Raw genomic sequence first — 17,692 nt, 5'->3', positions numbered from 1 at the left:
GTTGATACTTGAAATTCTTGTAAAATTATGTTATTTTGGATACAAAAATAGCATCGCATATTTTATTACACAAAATGGACGTGAAAAAGTCGTTATTTGATAATCTGCAAAATTTTTTCGGGTTTGATAATTTCAAAGGTGATCAGGAGTCGATCATTACAAATATTTTAGAAGGCAATAACACTTTTGTGATTATGCCAACGGGCGGAGGGAAGTCTATTTGCTATCAATTACCTGCTTTAATGAGTGAAGGAACTGCTATTGTGATTTCTCCGTTAATTGCGTTAATGAAAAATCAGGTAGACCAGTTAAGAGCATTTGGTGGAAATGATAGTATTGCGCATTTTCTTAATTCGTCCCTAAACAAATCTGAAATTACTCAGGTAAAATCTGACCTGTTAAGCGGGCAGACAAAATTATTATACGTTGCTCCAGAATCTTTAGCCAAGCAAGACAATATCGAATTTTTAAATCTGATTAAGATTTCTTTCGTTGCTGTAGATGAAGCGCATTGTATTTCTGAATGGGGGCATGATTTCAGACCAGAATACCGAAAAATTAAACAGGTTATTGCTGGTTTAGGTAATAACATTCCTATTATAGCACTTACCGCTACCGCAACGCCCAAAGTACAACAAGATATTATGAAAAATCTTGGGATGACTGAGGCAACACTTTTTAAATCATCATTTAACAGACCAAACTTATTTTATGAAATCCGCCCCAAAAGGGACATTACGAAGGAAATTATAAAATACATTAAGTCTAACCCAGGCAAATCAGGAATTATTTATTGCCTAAGCCGGAAAAAAGTTGAGGAAGTTGCCGAAGCGCTGAATTTAAATGGAATTAGTGCTTTGCCTTATCATGCCGGGTTAGAACCAAAAGTTAGAGCAGAAACGCAAGATAAATTCCTGATGGAAGATGCTGAGGTAATTGTAGCCACAATCGCTTTCGGTATGGGTATTGATAAACCCGATGTTCGTTTTGTAATTCACCATGATGTGCCTAAAAGTATGGAAGGCTATTATCAGGAAACTGGCAGAGCCGGTCGTGATGGTGGAGAAGGGGTTTGTATAGCTTTTTACGCTCAGAAAGATGTAGATAAGCTTGCTAAGTTTATGAAAGATAAACCGGTTTCTGAACGCGAAATCGGCACACAGATATTAAAAGAGGTAATCGATTATGCTGAGTCCGGTGTTTGTCGCCGTAAGCAGATTCTACATTACTTCGGCGAAAACTTTAATGAAACGGGCTGCAATTGCATGTGCGATAATTGCAAAAAGCCTAAAAAACAGTTTGATGCTGAAGAACAGTTATCAACCTTATTAAAGTTTATCGAAAAAACAGGTGAAAAGTTTGATGATACCCATTTGTTAAACGTTTTTCTAGGTTTGGAAACTGCTCAAACTATTGCTTACGAGCATAGCAAGGTGCCTGAATTTGGGATTGGCAAGCAGGATGGGGAATTACTTTGGAAATCAGTGATCCGCCAGGCGGTTTTGAATAATTACCTTTTCAAGGATATTGATAATTATGGTTTATTAAAACTAACCAAACAGGGCAGAGATTTTATTATTAATCCTTACAGTTTAAAATTTGTTTTAAATGAATTGATTGAAACTGGCGTTGTGGATGATGAAGACGATGTTAAACAAGGGACAGGTGCTTTGGATACACATCTCCTTCAGTTGCTTAAAGATTTACGTAAGAAAATTGCCAAGCAAAAAAGCGTTCCTCCATTTGTAGTTTTTCAGGATCCGTCTTTGGAAGAAATGTGCACACATTATCCAATTACAACTGAAGAACTTCGTCAGATTTCAGGTGTAGGTTCGGGTAAAGCGATGAAATTCGGAACACCATTTATCGAGCTGATTAAAAAATATGTTGAGGATAACGACATCGAGCGCCCAATTGACTTGATTATTAAAACTCAGGCCAATAAATCGCAAATGAAAGTTTCTATCATTCAAAATATTGATAGGCAGATTGGTTTAGAAGATATCGCTGATTCAAAAGGCATCACTTATGAGGAAATTCTGAAAGAAGTGGAATCAATTGTAAACTCAGGCACCAAGCTTAATTTAAACTATTTCATCGATGAAGTAATTGATGATGACAGACAGGATGAGGTTTTTGATTACTTCAGAGCTGCAGAAAGCGATTCGATTGATGAAGCACTTAACGAACTTGGTGAAACAGATTACACCCGCGAAGAAATTCAATTGATGCGAATTAAATTCATGTCGGAACTAGGAAACTAGCTTTGATGGATGATGGCAGCTGTGAAATGGATGATGTTGTTCATTCGCGTTTGCCATCCACCATTTTCCATCATACATGTTCCATCTTCCATTTTACATAACCCATTTACATGCTTAACTATTTAAACAATATAAAAAATACCGAATCTGGAAATTTCTTTTTAATGGCTGGTCCATGTGCAATAGAAGGCGAAGATATCGCCATGCGTATTGCAGAAAAGATTATCACAATTACAGATAAACTTCAAATTCCATATATTTTTAAAGGTTCTTACCGCAAGGCGAATAGAAGTAAAGGAAGTTCGTTTACAGGAATAGGCGATGAAAAAGCATTACGTGTTTTAGAGCGTGTTGGGCGTGAATTTGGTGTGCCAACCGTAACGGATATACATGAAAGTGGCGAAGCAGCAATGGCTGCTGCTTATGTGGATGTGTTGCAGATTCCTGCTTTTCTTTGTCGCCAGACAGATTTATTAGTCGCCGCTGCAGAAACAGGTAAGGTTGTTAATGTAAAAAAAGGTCAGTTTTTATCTGCAGGTTCAATGAAATTTGCTGTTGAGAAAATTAAAGAAGCTGGAAACGATAAAGTAATTTTAACAGATAGAGGAAATACTTTCGGCTATCAGGATTTAATTGTCGATTATCGCGGTTTACCTGAAATGCAGAGTTTTGGCGTTCCGGTAGTGATGGATTGCACACATTCATTGCAGCAACCCAATCAAAGTAGTGGTGTAACTGGTGGTAAACCAGAATTAATCTCAACGATTGCAAAAGCGGCAATTGCTGTTGGTGCCGATGGATTATTCATCGAAACACATCCCGACCCGGCAAATGCTAAATCTGATGGGGCTAACATGTTGCATTTAGATTTATTAGAAGAAACCTTAACGAAATTAATCCGCATCAGACAAGCAATTTTGTAACTTGGAAAATTCAAAAGTATTCCTCACCGCCGAATGGCGAAAACTGGCTTTAGCCCAATATGCAGTTGATAAAGAAATACTGTTGAAATATCTACCTCCTCATACTGAATTGGATGATTGGCAAGGTAAATATTATGTGAGCCTCGTAGGATTTATGTTTATTGATGTGAAGCTTAGAGGTTTTAATATTCCTTTCCATACAAATTTCGAAGAAGTAAATTTAAGGTTCTATGTCAAATATAAGGACGGAAACGAATGGAAACGTGGTGTGGTTTTCGTGAAAGAGATTGTACCCTTACCGGCAATCACTTTTGTGGCAAATACGATTTATAAAGAAAACTACCAAACATTACCAATGAAACATGTTTGGATAGAGCAGGAGCACCAGCTTGAGGTAGATTACCTTTGGAAAAATAAAAACTGGAATAAATTTTCGGTTACGACATCTGCAAAAGCTGCAGAAATAGCAGTTGGCAGCGAAGAGGAATTTATTACCGAACATTATTGGGGTTATACCAAAATCGGCCCTAATAAAACTTCAGAGTACGGCGTAGAACACCCGCGTTGGGAGGCTTACCCAGTTAAAGATTACAAAATTGAAGTTGATTTTGGAATCAACTATGGTAGTGATTTTGCATTTTTAAACAATGCCAAGCCAGATTCTGTGATGCTTGCTGAAGGTTCTGAAATACGAGTTTTAAAAGGAAAGAAGTTTTAGGGATTTGCTTCACAAAGTTAATGTGAGTGATGCCTTTAGAGCGGTCGCCATTGCGGCGCACGAAGCGATCTCATCTCCTTAATTAAAAACATCTCTAATAAGATTGCTTAGCTCGTAAAAATCGATTCTGCAAACATGTTACGGACAGTGTAATTACCGTTTGCTAAAATCTACAAATTACTCATTCAATATAGTTTTTCATCGCTTACAGATTTTTCACTGCGTTCAGAATGACAACTCTATTAATAAGAACTTAAATTTTAGTAATCACAAACGAAGTTCTGCGATTATTTTTCCTTCCTATCTCCGTCTTATTATCAGCGATGGGTTTATTTGCTCCAAAACCTTTGAAGGTTAATCTTTTGGCATCGATACTATTCTTCAATAAATATTCATACACCGCATTTGCCCTGTTAAAAGATAGTTTTTCATTTAGTTTAGCATCGCCTACATTGTCGGTATGACCTTGAATTTCAATATTAACACTTTCATTTTCATTTAGGAAGTCGATTAAAAGATTCAATTCCCTTATTGATGCGGGCAGCAGGTTAAATTTATTTGTATCGAAGAAAATATTTCTCAGCGTAACGTTTCCACCTTGCTTAATTTTTTCAATGAAAACCTCAATTTGATAAGGCTTATTAATGTCGCCTGCTTTTAACTCAAAGTTTTCCGAATAAAACAGATAACCTTCAGCACTAACGTTAAACAAATAATCGCTTCCAATAGGCATAACTGCTAAAAACTGACCGGTTTCGGGGTCGGTATAATCGTCAAAAACCGTTTTGTTGGTTTTTAAATCGATCACCTGTACATTGCTTTCAATGGTTTTCTTGCTGTCTTTATCTCTTACAATTCCTTTTACATAAGAAACTTTTAGTGGCTTAGCATTTTCAGGAATTCCAAAACTGTAAATGTCCTGAGCACCAAATCCATCCTTAAGATTAGATGAAAACATACCAGAATTCCCATCAGCACTAACAATTAAGCCACTTTCATCTTCAAAAGAGTTAATCGGATAACCGAGATTGATTGGCTTTTGAAATTTGCCATCATCATTCATTCGGCTGTAATAAATATCCTTATTTCCAAATCCAGGCCATCCATCTGATGAGAAATAAAGTGTTTTTCCATCGGCATGAAGAAACGGTGTGTTTTCATCGAAAGGTGTGTTCACTTCAGGGCCGAGGTTGATTGCTGGACCCCATTTGGCATCATCAGTGATGGTACTTTTCCAAATGTCGTAACCACCAGAACCACCTGGTCGATTACTGATAAAATACAATGTCCTTGCATCAGGACTAATCGCTGGTTGAGATTCCCAGTACTCAGAATTTACTGGTTTACCAATATTATAAGGTTCTCCCCAATCATTTCCTTCACGATGAGAAACATAAATATCACATCTTCCTAATCCATCTGGGCGATTACATCCTGTAAAAAACAAATATTTTCCATCAGGAGATATGGTTTGTGCGCCTTCGTTGTATCGGCTGGTATTGATTTTTGTTGATAATGGTTTCGCCAAACCCCATGCATTATTTTTAAACTGTGAGGTCCAGAAATCTTCATTTCCATTTACCTGTCGTGTAAAAATCAGGGTTTCACCATCAGCGGTGAGTGCCGGAAAATATTCGGAATCGGTTGTATTTACGCCATTTCCAAGGTTAACCGGACTATATTTTACAGGTTTCGCTATGGCTACTCGTGCGAAATCACAGTCCAACAGATATTTTTTTGCTTTTTTTGCTCTTTCTGAAGAACTATCTAACGCCAGAAATTCGTTAAAATGCTGTTTGGCTTTATCATATTCTTGCGTAGCAAACTCAACCTCTGCTAAACCAAAACTCACTTCCGGAGATACATTTCTATTAATTAAAAGCGCTTTCTGGTAAGCTGACTTAGCATCCATGTATTTTTTCTGAATTTTATACACTCCGGCAAGAAGAATGTACGCATTCTGAAATAAGGGATCCGCTTCCACGGCAGTTTTTAAAACTTGTTCAGCCGAATTGTAATCTTGTTTATCAATATATGGCCCTGCTTTTTCGAAAAATGCCTGCGCTTTCCTATTTGAAGAACTTTGCGCAAAGCAGAAAGTAATGGATATGCTTAGGAATAAAAGAAACCAGTATTTCATTACATTAACATTTGGTTACTAAAGCTAATGTAAACTATTTAAGGAATATTTAAAAATTTGTGCGTTTGTAAAGAAATTTCCCATTTCGGGTTGGCCATAACGTAATCAATAATCAACGGCGTAATTTCCTTTGATTTTGACCATTCTGGCTGAAGGTATAACTTGCAAGTTGGCGAAACCATTGCGGCATATTCTTCCGCCCATTTAAAATCACTTTTGTTAAAAACGATTACTTTCAGTTCGTGGGCAAATGGCGTAATATCTGGACGAGGCGCTTTAAACTTTTTAGGTGATAAACAAATCCAATCCCAGTTTCCAGAGAGTGGATAAGCACCAGACGTTTCAATAAAAGTTAAAATCCCTCTTTCCTTTAACTTATTGGTTAAATAATCAAGATTATAAATTAACGGTTCACCACCTGTAATTACCACTGCCTTACCAGGAAATTTGTCGGCATTTTCTACAATTACATCTGCTGGTGTTAAAGGATGCATTTCGGCATCCCAACTTTCCTTTACGTCGCACCAATGGCAGCCCACATCGCATCCGCCTAAGCGGATAAAATAAGCCGCCTTGCCTGTATTAAATCCTTCGCCCTGTATTGTGTAGAATTCTTCCATTAAAGGAAGTAAAGTGCCGTCTTCTGGTATGTCTTGTTTCATTTTTGAGGATGCAAATATCTTAAAAAAATATGGTGTAGCAGTTCCTCTTTCAAAAATTAATGTAAAGATGAAATAACACTGATATTTAAATACTTATTTTAGCGCTATGAAGTGGCTTAAAGCTTTAAATGTTACTCAAATTCCTAATGTCGATTCCATTAAAACTGTTGATGTAAACGGGAAACAGCTTTGTATTATCAATAATGATGACAAAATTATCGCTACGCAATCATATTGTCCGCATGCGGGTGGTCATCTTTCTGGTGGCTGGTGTAAAAATGGTCATTTAATTTGTCCTATCCATCGCTTCGAATATGATTTAGAAACGGGAAGAGGCGCAGAGGGGCAAGGAGATTATATAGATATTTATCCCACAGAACTACGGGAAGACGGATTGTACATTGGTTTCGAAGAAAGTTGGTGGAGTAAGCTTTGGGGTTGATAGATAAAGGAGTATGGAGTAAAGATTAAAGAAAATACGAGCATTGTGATTATCCTTCATCTTTGTTCTTTGATCCTTATTCCTACTGCAAATGCTCTTTAAAGAAATAATATGTTATACGTAAAAAAAAAGCAACTCAAATGTTTGAGTTGCTTTTGAATATTTAGAAGATTAGCTTTTGCTTTAAGCTTTAGCCTTTCTGCTAAGTGTAAATTTCTTTTCTAGCTGATGCTAAAGTATTTTTCAGTAATCCAACAATCGTCATCAAACCGACACCACCTGGAACAGGGGTGATGTAAGAAGATTTTGGTGCTATATTATCGAAATCCACATCGCCATAAAGTTTAAAACCAGATTTAGTTTCGGTAGATGTTTCTCGATTAATGCCCACATCAATAATAATTGCGCCAGGTTTAACCATATCAGCAGTTACAAAATTCTTTTTACCAATTGCAGCAATAATAATATCGGCCTGTAAAACCTGCTCTTTCAAATTTTTTGTGCGTGAGTGTGTAAGCGTAACCGTACAGTTACCAGGAGTTGCATTACGAGCCATCAAAATACTCATCGGACTGCCCACAATATTGCTTCTACCAACCACAACGCAATGTTTTCCAGTGGTGTCGATGTTGTATTCTTGCAACATTAACAAAATACCATAAGGCGTAGCAGGAATGAAACATGGCAAGTTGCGCATCATCCTACCCAAGTTTACCGGGTGAAAACCATCAACGTCTTTACGGTAATCAATCGTTTCAGTAACTTTTTCAGGGTCGATATGCTTCGGTAACGGCAACTGAACAATTAATCCATCCACATCAGCATCTTGGTTAATTTCTTCAATTTTTGCTAATAGTTCAGCTTCAGTAACCGAGTTATCATACCTGTGAAGCGACGATTTAAAACCTACTTTTTCACAGTTTTTCATTTTGCTGGCTACGTAAGTTTCGCTACCACCATCGTTACCAACCAAAATGGCAACTAAATGTGGCTTGCGACCGCTTTGATTTAAAAATTCTGCAGCTTCTTCAGCAATTTGAATTTTAACTTTTTCTGATACGTATTTACCGTCTAATAATTTCATTCTTATAAGATGTGAGATATTAGATATTAGATTTGAGATTGGACGGTTATCATCTCAAATCTCAAATCTAATATCTCAAATCTATTTTAATCTAATTTCAAAACCGCCATAAATGCACTTTGTGGAATTTCTACGTTTCCAACCTGACGCATACGTTTTTTTCCTTTTTTCTGTTTCTCCAATAACTTACGTTTACGGGAAATATCGCCACCATAACATTTGGCTGTTACATCTTTACGTAAAGCACTAAGTGTTTCGCGGGCAATAACTTTGGCACCAATAGAGGCTTGTATTTTTATCTCGAACTGCTGACGAGGGATTAGCTCTCTCAGTTTCTCGCAAATTTTCTTTCCGAAATCGTAAGCGTTACTGCGGTGGATTAATGAAGACAAAGCATCAACAGGTTCATCATTGATTAGCATATCTAAACGAACTAAATCCGATTTGCGATAGCCAACCTGATGGTAATCGAAAGAAGCGTATCCTTTTGAAATCGTTTTTAATTTATCATAAAAGTCGAATACAATTTCGCCCATTGGCATCTCAAATACAAGCTCAACTCTATCAGATGTTAAGTATGATTGATTTACAATTGTTCCTCTTTTCTGAATACAAAGCGACATCACCGGACCAACAAAATCAGCCTTGGTAATAATATTTGCCTTTATATAGGGTTCTTCAACCGAATCTAATTTGCTTGGATCAGGTAAATCAGACGGGTTATTTACAAAAATTTCATCGCCTTTGGTGGTATGCGCAATATACGATACGTTGGGGACGGTTGTGATAACCGTCATGTCGAATTCACGCTCCAAACGTTCCTGAATAATCTCCATGTGCAACATTCCTAAGAATCCGCAACGGAAACCAAAACCTAATGCAGCAGAACTTTCAGGTTCGAAAACGATAGACGCATCGTTTAACTGCAATTTGTGCATCGCTTCGCGAAGTTCTTCAAACTCATCCGTGTCAACTGGATAAATACCTGCAAAAACCATAGGTTTTACCTCCTCAAAGCCTTGAATTGCATCTAACGATGGTCTAGCTGTGGTTGTAATTGTATCACCAACTTTAACCTCTCTGGCCTCTTTAATTCCAGAAATAATGTAACCAACATCTCCAGTTTTAACCACATTACGTGGAGCCATATCCAGTTTCAAAATACCTACTTCATCAGCCAGGTACTCTTTGCCGGTATTAATAAATTTAACTTTATCACCCTTTTTAATTTCGCCGTTAACTACTTTGTAGTAAGCAATAATTCCTCTGAACGAGTTAAAAACTGAGTCAAAAATTAGCGCCTGCAATGGCGCTTCAGGGTCGCCAACAGGGGCAGGAACGCGATCTACAATGGCCTGAATAATATCAGAAATACCCATACCGGTTTTACCCGATGCAGGAATAATATCTTCACGTTTACAGCCAATTAAATCAATAATCTGGTCTTTCACTTCCTCAGGCATTGCCCCAGGTAAATCCATTTTATTTAGTATCGGAATAATTTCAAGGTCGTGCTCTAAAGCTAAATATAAGTTCGAAATCGTTTGAGCCTGAATACCTTGAGACGCATCAACAATCAGCAAAGCACCTTCGCAAGCCGCGATGGAACGCGAAACTTCATAAGAAAAATCTACGTGGCCGGGAGTGTCAATTAGGTTAAAATTATACTCAACATCGCCAACTTTGTAGTTCATTTGTATGGCATGACTTTTAATTGTAATGCCCCTCTCACGCTCCAAATCCATGTTATCGAGCAATTGCGCCTGCGCTTCACGCTGCGAAATTGTCGCGGTATATTCTAATAACCTATCGGCCAAAGTACTCTTACCATGGTCGATATGTGCAATAATGCAAAAATTACGTATATGCTTCATCTTTGCGCAAAGATATAGTTTTTAATGGAAAATTTTAGTTGGAAAATAGAATGCAAAACGACCATATTTTTTTGCATTTTGAAAAGCAAAAGCGGTAATTTTTTGGTTGCTGCAGTCCTGCTTTTCGTTACAATCTTTTTGTCATTGTGCTGTGCTCCAATTTCCGTCATTGCGAGGAGGAACGACGCGGCAATCTATTTCTTTAGATTAACAAAAAGTATTTACACTTCAATCAGGTTTGATTAACAAGAAACAGAAGTTCTACTCAATGTTTTTTTTGAAATTGCATAAATTATTTATTGCCACGGAGACACAGAAATCACGGAAAGCTTTATTCTCATATACTATTCCAAATGCATCTGTGTTTATCCTGTTTATCTGTGGTTAATTAAAAACCCAATTCCGTGTACTCCGTGTTTCCGTGGCAAACTGAAAACAGTTAAACCATCGTTTTCTTCCATTTACCTTTTTTAAATAAGATAAAAGCTGCGACGGCAATACCAGCTTCGGCAGTTGGAATGGAGATGAAAACACCAGTCGGGCCCATTTCTAAATATTTAGCCAGAAAGTAAGCCAATGGAATCTGGAATAACCAAAAGGCAAAAATATTGATCTTAGTTGGTGTCCATGTATCTCCTGCGCCGTTAAAAGCACTACTGAAAACCATGGCAGCGCCATAAATTACGAAGCCAATACTTAAAATTTTCAATGCCCTACTTGCAATCTCAATCACTTTTGCATCGGATGTAAAGAAAGAAGCAAACAAATGACCGCATGTTAAGAATACTACGCTTACTACAGCCATGAAAATGATGATATATTTCAAGGTTTGGAAAACCGATTTTTCAGCTCTTTCAATATGGCCTGCACCTAAGTTTTGACCCACTAACGTAGCTGCTGCATTACTTAAACCCCAGGCCGGAAGCATAAAAAACATCATCAAACGAAGCGCTGTCTGATAACCTGCAGAGCCTTCATCGCCACCGGTAGTGGCTACTAATTCTGCTAAAAATACCCAGCTGCAACTGGCAATTACGAATTGAAAAATAGCGGGTGCGGCAATTTTTACAATGGCTTTAATTTGTTCGAAATTAGGAACGAAATGACTGATTCGAATTTTTAAGGCATTTTTACCGTTGAATAAATTATAAACCTGGTAGCTAACTCCCAAACCACGGCCAATTGTTGTTGCTATAGCTGCGCCAGTTAAACCAAAGGCAGGGATTGGGCCGAAGCCGTTAATGAAAATAGGGCAGAGGATGATATTTGCGATATTCGCTATCCACAAGCTACGCATGGCTATCGCCGCGTTTCCAGCTCCTCTAAAAATTCCATTGATCAAAAATAGCAAAACAATGATGATACTTCCGCCCATCATAATCTGAACGAAAGTGGTTCCATGGTCTGCAGTTTCGGTTGATGCGCCCATTAATAACAGGATATCTCTGGCGTAAATTAAACCAGCGATACTAATTAGTATGTTCACCGCAACGGCTATGACGATGGTTTGCATACCTGCTTTTGATGCTGCCTCAGGATTTTTTTCGCCGATTCTTCGGGCTACAACTGCTGTTGCGGCCATACTTAAACCAATGGCTAAAGAATAAATAATGGTCAAAACCGATTCTGTTAAACCTACTGTTTGTATGGCGTGGCTGCTATTTTCCAAGTGGCCAACAAAATACAAATCAACTAAAGCGAAAACCGACTCCATTGCCATTTCCAACATCATTGGAATCGCTAATAAAATTATTGCCCGCTTAATGCTGATGGAAGTTAAATCAACTTCGTGGCCTTTTAATGATTGTACAAGTACTTCAAAAAAAGAAGATAGTTTGCCCTGTGTCTTTACTGACTGTGACATATATTATAAAGTAAAATGTAATGAATGAACCACAAGATACGCAGCTAAGCCGCACATATCTAAACTGAAAGGGAGGGAATCCTCGGTCGCTTAAAACCTCAAACGGATTGCAGATACTATCATGGTTCTGTTCTTTTTGATGGCGTAAAGATAAATAAAATTTTGAATGCTAATTTATTTTTTTGCCACGGAAACACGGAATTAAATGTTCTTTATGTGTTATATGATATGTTTCGGTTCGTGGAGACACGAACCGGGGCGCAAGAACCAAGGGTTTGTCATTCTGAACACAGTGAAGAATCTGCAAGCTATGAAATATAATCGCCAATTAAGCACAAATAAAGTGAGTGCGATATTTTAGAACAGAACCATTAGGTTAGAGATTTACTTCATACCTGCTCGCGGTCTTCGTTTCCTCAGAATGACAAGTAAAACTATCATTTCGACCATAGCGAAGTCCCGAACATTCGGGAGAGAAATTTTTGAACATCGATTTAAACAGCTTCAAAGATTTCTCGGCTTCGCTCGAAATGACGGTTTAACCTACTTAAATCCTGTCTAAATACTATATGCCTTAATCATCTCCTCGGTAACTTTTGTTCCACGCCCGGTATTCAAATCAATTAATACATAATCAAAAATACCATCAGAAGCAACTTTGCCAGTTTTCTTATTAATGATTTCGAACTGAACTGAACAACCTTTATCATGCATGGTTAAAATACCCGTTCTAATCAACATTAAATCGTTCATTAAAAGGGGGCGTTTGAAGTTGATATCAACACGGCTAACCACCCATCCCAAACCTTGTTTGGTGAAATGTTCCCAGGGCATGCTGTAGAACTTTTCCATTTGCTCGTAACGGGCAGCAAGTACGTAATCCAGGTATTTGCTATTATGTACGTGGTTAAACATGTCTATATCATCAGGACGTACACGTAATTCACTTTCGAAAATGCTGAATTGATTCTTTTCCAAGGGTAATTGTTTTGTGCAAAAGTAAGGTATTTAATATTATGTGTGTTTTAAGTTTTTTGTAATTTAAACTGCGAGCAAATTAAAAATGTATAACTCAAACATTTAAAGAGAAGTGATTGAAAGATTGCGTGAAACAAAATTGCGCTCTCTTTCGGTTGAAGATAGGTTTTTTGAATTAGTTAAACTTAATAATTTAGCTGTTTTAATGAATGGAGGAGAACCTCTAAAAGTTCCTCAAGGTAAAGGGATTATCATTAAAAGAAATGCTGGTTAAAAACTAAGTTTCTTGCACATTCTTAAGTGCTCTAAACCCGACTTAGCGGAAATACTTTTAAAATTGCAGCAACCTTGAATATGCTGTCATTCTGAGGCACGAAGAATCTGCGAACGATGAAACAGATTCTTCGTGCCTCAGAATGACAGAAGTCTTTAAAAGATTGTAGCGAGGGCGGGGCAGGTGTAAACGATGAAAAACAGAAACTTGCTTTCCAAATAATCAAGCGGTTAGCTTAGAAATTCTATCTGCAAATTACACTTGCTAATAATCAAAAATAGCTTTATCTTTGCGGCACAATTAATTAATTTTTATCGCTTTAATATTATTCAAGAATGTATTTAAGTTCAGAAAAGAAAGCCGAAATCTTTAAACAACACGGCGAAGTAGAAACCAACACTGGTTCTGCAGAAGGTCAGGTAGCGTTATTTACATACCGTATTGCGCACTTAACAGAACACTTAAAGAAAAATCGTAAAGATTTCTCTACTCAGTTGTCACTTCAAAAATTAGTAGGTAAACGCCGCGGTATTTTGGCTTACCTATACAAAAAAGATATTGAGCGCTACCGTGCTATCATCAAAGCTTTAGAGCTTCGTGATATCATTAAACAAAAATAAGCGAATTTTATCAGCGAAAGCCATTCTTTAGGGGATGGCTTTTTACATTTCCTGTTAAATATTTTAACGGGATTTGTTATAGATAGGCTTTTTAAATCTTATCTTCGTTTGCAAAAACAAAAACATATATAAACAACGGTGTTTAGAAAGAGGAAAACACACCATAATTCTATTTAAATGAATGTAATAAAAAAATCGTTCGATTTGGGCGATGGCAGAATTGTTGAAATTGAAACGGGTAAATTGGCTAAACAAGCTGATGGTTCGGTTGTAGTTAAAATGGGCGATACGATGTTGTTAGCAACTGTAGTATCAACTGTTGGTGCTAAACCAGGAACTGATTTCTTACCATTATCAGTTGATTATCAAGAGAAATATGCGGCTACTGGCCGTATTCCAGGTGGATTTTTACGTCGTGAGGCAAGATTATCTGATTACGAGGTTTTAATTTCTCGTTTGGTTGATAGAGCTTTACGCCCAATGTTCCCATCTGATTATCACTCTGATACTCAGGTAATGATTTCATTAATTTCTGCTGATAAAAATATCATGCCTGACTGTTTAGCTGGTTTAGCTGCATCGGCTGCATTATCAGTTTCTGATATTCCTTTTAACGGTCCGATTTCTGAAGTACGTGTTGCAAAAATTGATGGTAAATTGGTAATCAATCCATTGGCTAGCGATTTAGAGCGTGCAACTTTAGAATTTATGGTTGCTGGTTCGGCTAACGATATCGGTATGGTTGAAGGTGAGTGCGATGAGATTCAGGAAGATGAAATGGTTGAGGCTTTAAAATTTGCACACGATGCAATTAAAGTTCAATGTGCGGTTCAGGTTGAATTAACTGAAGCTACTGGCAAAACTGTAAAACGTGAATATAGCCACGAAGACCATGATGCTGATTTAAAAGCTAAGGTTTACGCTGATACTTACGATAAAGTTTACGCAGTTGCGAAATCTGGTTCTAACAAAGATGAGCGTAAAGTTGGTTTCACTAACATTATTAATGAGTTTTTCGAGGCAATGCCAGAAGATACTGCAGATTTAACTAAAGCAATGGCTAAACATTATTACCATGATGTTCAGTATGATGCGATTAGAAATCTATTATTGGATGAAGGTATTCGTTTAGATGGTCGTAAGACTACCGAAATTCGTCCAATCTGGAGTGAAGTTGGTTATTTACCTGCTGCTCACGGTTCGGCAGTATTTACACGTGGTGAAACACAGTCGTTAACATCAGTTACTTTAGGTAGTAAAGATGATGAGCAAATGATTGATGGTGCTTTCTTTAATGGTTACCAAAAATTCTTATTGCACTATAACTTCCCAGGTTTCTCAACAGGAGAGGTTAGACCTAACAGAGGTGCTGGTCGCCGCGAAATTGGTCATGGTGCTTTAGCGCAACGTTCATTGAAAAAAGTTTTACCACAAGGTGAAGCTAATCCATATACCATCCGTGTGGTTTCTGATATTTTAGAATCTAACGGTTCATCATCAATGGCAACCGTTTGTGCTGGTACGTTAGCATTAATGGACGCTGGTATTAAAATTAAATCTCCGGTATCTGGTATCGCGATGGGTTTAATTACCGATGAGAAAACTGGTAAATATGCTATCCTTTCTGATATTTTAGGTGATGAAGATCATTTAGGTGATATGGACTTTAAAGTAACCGGTACTGAACATGGTATTGTTGCTTGTCAAATGGACTTAAAAATCAATGGTTTATCTTACGAAGTTTTAACAAAAGCTTTATTGCAGGCTAAAGAAGGTCGTTTGCACATCTTAAATGAGATGAAGAAAACAATTAGCTCGCCTAATGAAGATTACAAACCGCATGCTCCACGTATTGTTTCTTTAACTATTGAGAAAGAATTTATTGGTGCAATTATCGGCCCTGGAGGTAAAATTATTCAGGAAATGCAACGTGAAACCGGCGCTTCAATCTCTATCGAAGAAGTTGATGGTAAAGGAATCGTTGAAATTTTCGCTGATAATAAAGCTGCTATTGATGCTGCAGTTACACGTATCCGTAACATCGTTGCTAAGCCAGAAATTGGCGAAGTTTACCAAGGTAAAGTAAAATCAATTATGCCTTTTGGTGCATTTGTTGAGGTTATGCCAGGTAAAGATGGTTTACTACACATCTCTGAAATTTCATGGGAGCGTTTAGAAACTATGGATGGGGTGTTGAAAGAAGGTGATAAAATCGAGGTGAAATTATTAGACATCGATAAACAAGGTAAAATGAAACTTTCTCGTAAAGTTTTATTGCCAAGACCAGAAAAACCAGCTGCACCTAAAGCTTAATTCAATTGGCTAATTCACTAATGTTATAATATAAAACCCTTTCAGTTTACTGAGAGGGTTTTTTGTTTGAATCTATTTTGTTTAACATTGATTTAGTAACTTGCGTTACAAGATGAAAAAAGTTATAAATATTGTTGAGGAGCCAACTGCAGATTATCAAAAGGCAGCGGATGACTTGCTAAAAAAAGCACTTTTAAGCTCTTATACAGAACGTTTTCACACTATGGCAAGATTGATGAAATTGAATATGATTTTAAAATCTGCAAAAATTACTCATAAAAAAATCGATTAGTAAATGGATGTTTTTGATGATGAAATTTTAAAATTATGGCGCTCACTTTTGAATAATGAAGTTAGCTTTATTATGATTGGGGGAGTAGCGACCAACTTGCATGGTTTTCACAGGACAACTGATGATATTGATATCTGGATTAAAGACAATTTAGAAAATAGAAAAAAACTAAGAAGTGCTTTTAAAGATTACGGATTAGGAGATATGAAATCACTGGAAACTATCCAGTTTATACCAGGCTGGACTGATTTTTACCTTGATAATAGCTTGAGGATGGATATTATGACTTCTGTGAAAGGTTTAGAAGAGTATGGATTCGATAAATGTTTAGAATACGCATCAATTGCAACTATTTACGAATTAGAGATTCCATTTTTACATATCAATCAATTAATTGATTCAAAGAAAGCTGCGAATAGACCAAAAGACCAGATTGATATAATTGAACTTGAAAACATTAAGAAATTAAGAAAAGACTAAATGAAATACATTATTGCCCCATCCATACTTTCTGCCGATTTCGGTAATTTGCAACGCGACATCGAAATGATTAATCAAAGTGAGGCCGATTGGTTCCACGTTGACGTAATGGATGGTGTTTTTGTGCCTAACATTTCTTTTGGTTTCCCGGTAATGGCGGCTGTTAAAAAACATGCGACTAAACCTTTGGATGTTCATTTGATGATTGTTGAGCCTGATAAATTTATTCCAGAGTTTGCCAAAGCAGGTGCAGATCGAATTACAGTTCATTATGAGGCTTCTACGCATTTACATAGAACAATTCAATTAATAAAAGCATCTGGATGTAAAGCTGGCGTTGCGTTAAATCCGCATACTCCGGTTACGCTTTTGCAAGATGTAATCGAAGATTTGGATCTAGTGCTAATTATGTCGGTTAACCCGGGTTTTGGTGGACAAGCGTTTATTCACAACACCTACAAGAAGATTCAAGATTTAAAACGGCTGATTCAGGGCGTTAACGAAGATTTAATCATTGAAGTTGATGGTGGTGTAGGTTTGCAAAATATCGCTCATTTGGTATCCGCTGGAGCTAATGCTTTTGTAGCCGGAAATGCAGTATTTGCGACAGAAAATCCAACTGAAACCATTGCGAAGATGAAACAACTGACCAATAATAGCGTAAACATTTAATTGTTATTTATTGCTAAATTGTTTTATTGATGGTAGACTGAATGATCAGCTCCACTTCAATCTTGATACCTGGTACTTTATCTCGATACTAA

Annotated in this window: 16 protein-coding genes; 10 read left to right on the top strand and 6 right to left on the bottom strand. The window is 37.1% G+C overall.

Annotated elements, in window-relative coordinates:
* Positions 1-74: 74 nt before the first annotated feature.
* From recQ to R2Q70_RS17160, 3 genes are all read left to right on the top strand, one after another.
* Positions 75-2,264, top strand: coding sequence for a DNA helicase RecQ (gene recQ / locus R2Q70_RS17170; protein ID WP_316808878.1), 2,190 nt, complete (start codon positions 75-77; stop codon positions 2,262-2,264).
* Positions 2,265-2,374: 110 nt separating this feature from the next.
* On the top strand, positions 2,375-3,187 hold the full coding sequence (kdsA, locus tag R2Q70_RS17165; RefSeq protein ID WP_316808775.1) for a 3-deoxy-8-phosphooctulonate synthase: 813 nt from the start codon (positions 2,375-2,377) through the stop codon (positions 3,185-3,187).
* A 1-nt stretch (position 3,188) separates the two neighbouring features.
* Positions 3,189-3,905 carry a DUF2071 domain-containing protein gene (locus tag R2Q70_RS17160; protein ID WP_316808774.1) on the top strand — a complete coding sequence of 239 codons (717 nt, stop codon included), beginning with the start codon at positions 3,189-3,191 and terminating at the stop codon, positions 3,903-3,905.
* 253 nt (positions 3,906-4,158) lie between these two features.
* Here R2Q70_RS17160 and R2Q70_RS17155 read toward each other — a convergent pair whose 3' ends face one another.
* Positions 4,159-6,045 carry an OmpA family protein gene (locus R2Q70_RS17155; RefSeq protein ID WP_316808773.1) on the bottom strand — a complete coding sequence of 629 codons (1,887 nt, stop codon included), beginning with the start codon at positions 6,043-6,045 and terminating at the stop codon, positions 4,159-4,161.
* A gap of 38 nt (positions 6,046-6,083) precedes the next feature.
* Positions 6,084-6,707: a 7-carboxy-7-deazaguanine synthase QueE gene (locus R2Q70_RS17150; RefSeq protein ID WP_316808772.1), complete on the bottom strand. Its 624-nt coding sequence runs from the start codon at positions 6,705-6,707 to the stop codon at positions 6,084-6,086.
* A 106-nt stretch (positions 6,708-6,813) separates the two neighbouring features.
* Between R2Q70_RS17150 and R2Q70_RS17145 the strand changes: the two genes are divergently transcribed.
* A complete protein-coding gene (locus tag R2Q70_RS17145) occupies positions 6,814-7,149 on the top strand; it encodes a Rieske (2Fe-2S) protein (protein ID WP_316808771.1) in 336 nt (111 codons plus the stop codon).
* Positions 7,150-7,351: 202 nt separating this feature from the next.
* Here R2Q70_RS17145 and R2Q70_RS17140 read toward each other — a convergent pair whose 3' ends face one another.
* The 4 genes from R2Q70_RS17140 to R2Q70_RS17125 all read right to left on the bottom strand — a co-directional run bounded on the left by R2Q70_RS17140 (position 7,352) and on the right by R2Q70_RS17125 (position 12,949).
* Positions 7,352-8,233, bottom strand: coding sequence for a bifunctional 5,10-methylenetetrahydrofolate dehydrogenase/5,10-methenyltetrahydrofolate cyclohydrolase (locus R2Q70_RS17140; protein ID WP_316808770.1), 882 nt, complete (start codon positions 8,231-8,233; stop codon positions 7,352-7,354).
* An 86-nt stretch (positions 8,234-8,319) separates the two neighbouring features.
* Positions 8,320-10,107 carry a translation elongation factor 4 gene (gene lepA / locus R2Q70_RS17135; RefSeq protein ID WP_316808769.1) on the bottom strand — a complete coding sequence of 596 codons (1,788 nt, stop codon included), beginning with the start codon at positions 10,105-10,107 and terminating at the stop codon, positions 8,320-8,322.
* A gap of 439 nt (positions 10,108-10,546) precedes the next feature.
* Positions 10,547-11,971: an MATE family efflux transporter gene (locus R2Q70_RS17130; protein WP_316808768.1), complete on the bottom strand. Its 1,425-nt coding sequence runs from the start codon at positions 11,969-11,971 to the stop codon at positions 10,547-10,549.
* Positions 11,972-12,529: 558 nt separating this feature from the next.
* Complete coding sequence (locus R2Q70_RS17125) at positions 12,530-12,949, bottom strand: acyl-CoA thioesterase (protein WP_316808767.1); 420 nt, start codon at positions 12,947-12,949, stop codon at positions 12,530-12,532.
* 112 nt (positions 12,950-13,061) lie between these two features.
* Here R2Q70_RS17125 and R2Q70_RS17120 point away from each other — a divergent pair, with 112 nt between their 5' ends.
* The 6 genes from R2Q70_RS17120 (at position 13,062) to rpe (ending at position 17,600) form a co-directional block, all read left to right on the top strand.
* Positions 13,062-13,223: a hypothetical protein gene (locus tag R2Q70_RS17120; RefSeq protein ID WP_316808766.1), complete on the top strand. Its 162-nt coding sequence runs from the start codon at positions 13,062-13,064 to the stop codon at positions 13,221-13,223.
* 335 nt (positions 13,224-13,558) lie between these two features.
* Complete coding sequence (gene rpsO / locus R2Q70_RS17115; protein WP_010600685.1) at positions 13,559-13,843, top strand: 30S ribosomal protein S15; 285 nt, start codon at positions 13,559-13,561, stop codon at positions 13,841-13,843.
* Between the two features lie 177 nt (positions 13,844-14,020).
* Positions 14,021-16,156, top strand: a complete 2,136-nt coding sequence (gene pnp, locus R2Q70_RS17110) for a polyribonucleotide nucleotidyltransferase (protein ID WP_316808765.1) — start codon at positions 14,021-14,023, stop codon at positions 16,154-16,156.
* Positions 16,157-16,268: 112 nt separating this feature from the next.
* Positions 16,269-16,448 (top strand): hypothetical protein, encoded by a 180-nt coding sequence (locus R2Q70_RS17105; RefSeq protein WP_316808764.1) that lies wholly within the window; start codon positions 16,269-16,271, stop codon positions 16,446-16,448.
* A 3-nt stretch (positions 16,449-16,451) separates the two neighbouring features.
* Complete coding sequence (locus R2Q70_RS17100) at positions 16,452-16,928, top strand: DUF6036 family nucleotidyltransferase (protein ID WP_316808763.1); 477 nt, start codon at positions 16,452-16,454, stop codon at positions 16,926-16,928.
* Positions 16,929-17,600, top strand: coding sequence for a ribulose-phosphate 3-epimerase (gene rpe, locus R2Q70_RS17095; RefSeq protein WP_316808762.1), 672 nt, complete (start codon positions 16,929-16,931; stop codon positions 17,598-17,600).
* The last annotated feature ends 92 nt before the right edge of the window (positions 17,601-17,692 follow it).

Source organism: Pedobacter agri (assembly GCF_032678665.1).
Taxonomy (GTDB): domain Bacteria; phylum Bacteroidota; class Bacteroidia; order Sphingobacteriales; family Sphingobacteriaceae; genus Pedobacter; species Pedobacter agri_A.
The sequence above is the reverse complement of the archived record's forward strand: the minus strand, read 5'-3'. Positions and strand labels throughout refer to the sequence as shown.

Bases quoted from the DNA above. Each gene is read 5' to 3' on its own strand.
- recQ (WP_316808878.1), top strand. From the start codon at position 75: ATGGACGTGAAAAAGTCGTTATTTGATAATCTGCAAAATTTTTTCGGG.
- kdsA (WP_316808775.1), top strand. From the start codon at position 2,375: ATGCTTAACTATTTAAACAATATAAAAAATACCGAATCTGGAAATTTC.
- R2Q70_RS17155 (WP_316808773.1), bottom strand. From the start codon at position 6,045: ATGAAATACTGGTTTCTTTTATTCCTAAGCATATCCATTACTTTCTGC.
- R2Q70_RS17150 (WP_316808772.1), bottom strand. From the start codon at position 6,707: ATGAAACAAGACATACCAGAAGACGGCACTTTACTTCCTTTAATGGAA.
- R2Q70_RS17145 (WP_316808771.1), top strand. From the start codon at position 6,814: ATGAAGTGGCTTAAAGCTTTAAATGTTACTCAAATTCCTAATGTCGAT.
- R2Q70_RS17140 (WP_316808770.1), bottom strand. From the start codon at position 8,233: ATGAAATTATTAGACGGTAAATACGTATCAGAAAAAGTTAAAATTCAA.
- lepA (WP_316808769.1), bottom strand. From the start codon at position 10,107: ATGAAGCATATACGTAATTTTTGCATTATTGCACATATCGACCATGGT.
- R2Q70_RS17130 (WP_316808768.1), bottom strand. From the start codon at position 11,971: ATGTCACAGTCAGTAAAGACACAGGGCAAACTATCTTCTTTTTTTGAA.
- rpsO (WP_010600685.1), top strand. From the start codon at position 13,559: ATGTATTTAAGTTCAGAAAAGAAAGCCGAAATCTTTAAACAACACGGC.
- pnp (WP_316808765.1), top strand. From the start codon at position 14,021: ATGAATGTAATAAAAAAATCGTTCGATTTGGGCGATGGCAGAATTGTT.
- R2Q70_RS17105 (WP_316808764.1), top strand. From the start codon at position 16,269: ATGAAAAAAGTTATAAATATTGTTGAGGAGCCAACTGCAGATTATCAA.
- R2Q70_RS17100 (WP_316808763.1), top strand. From the start codon at position 16,452: ATGGATGTTTTTGATGATGAAATTTTAAAATTATGGCGCTCACTTTTG.
- rpe (WP_316808762.1), top strand. From the start codon at position 16,929: ATGAAATACATTATTGCCCCATCCATACTTTCTGCCGATTTCGGTAAT.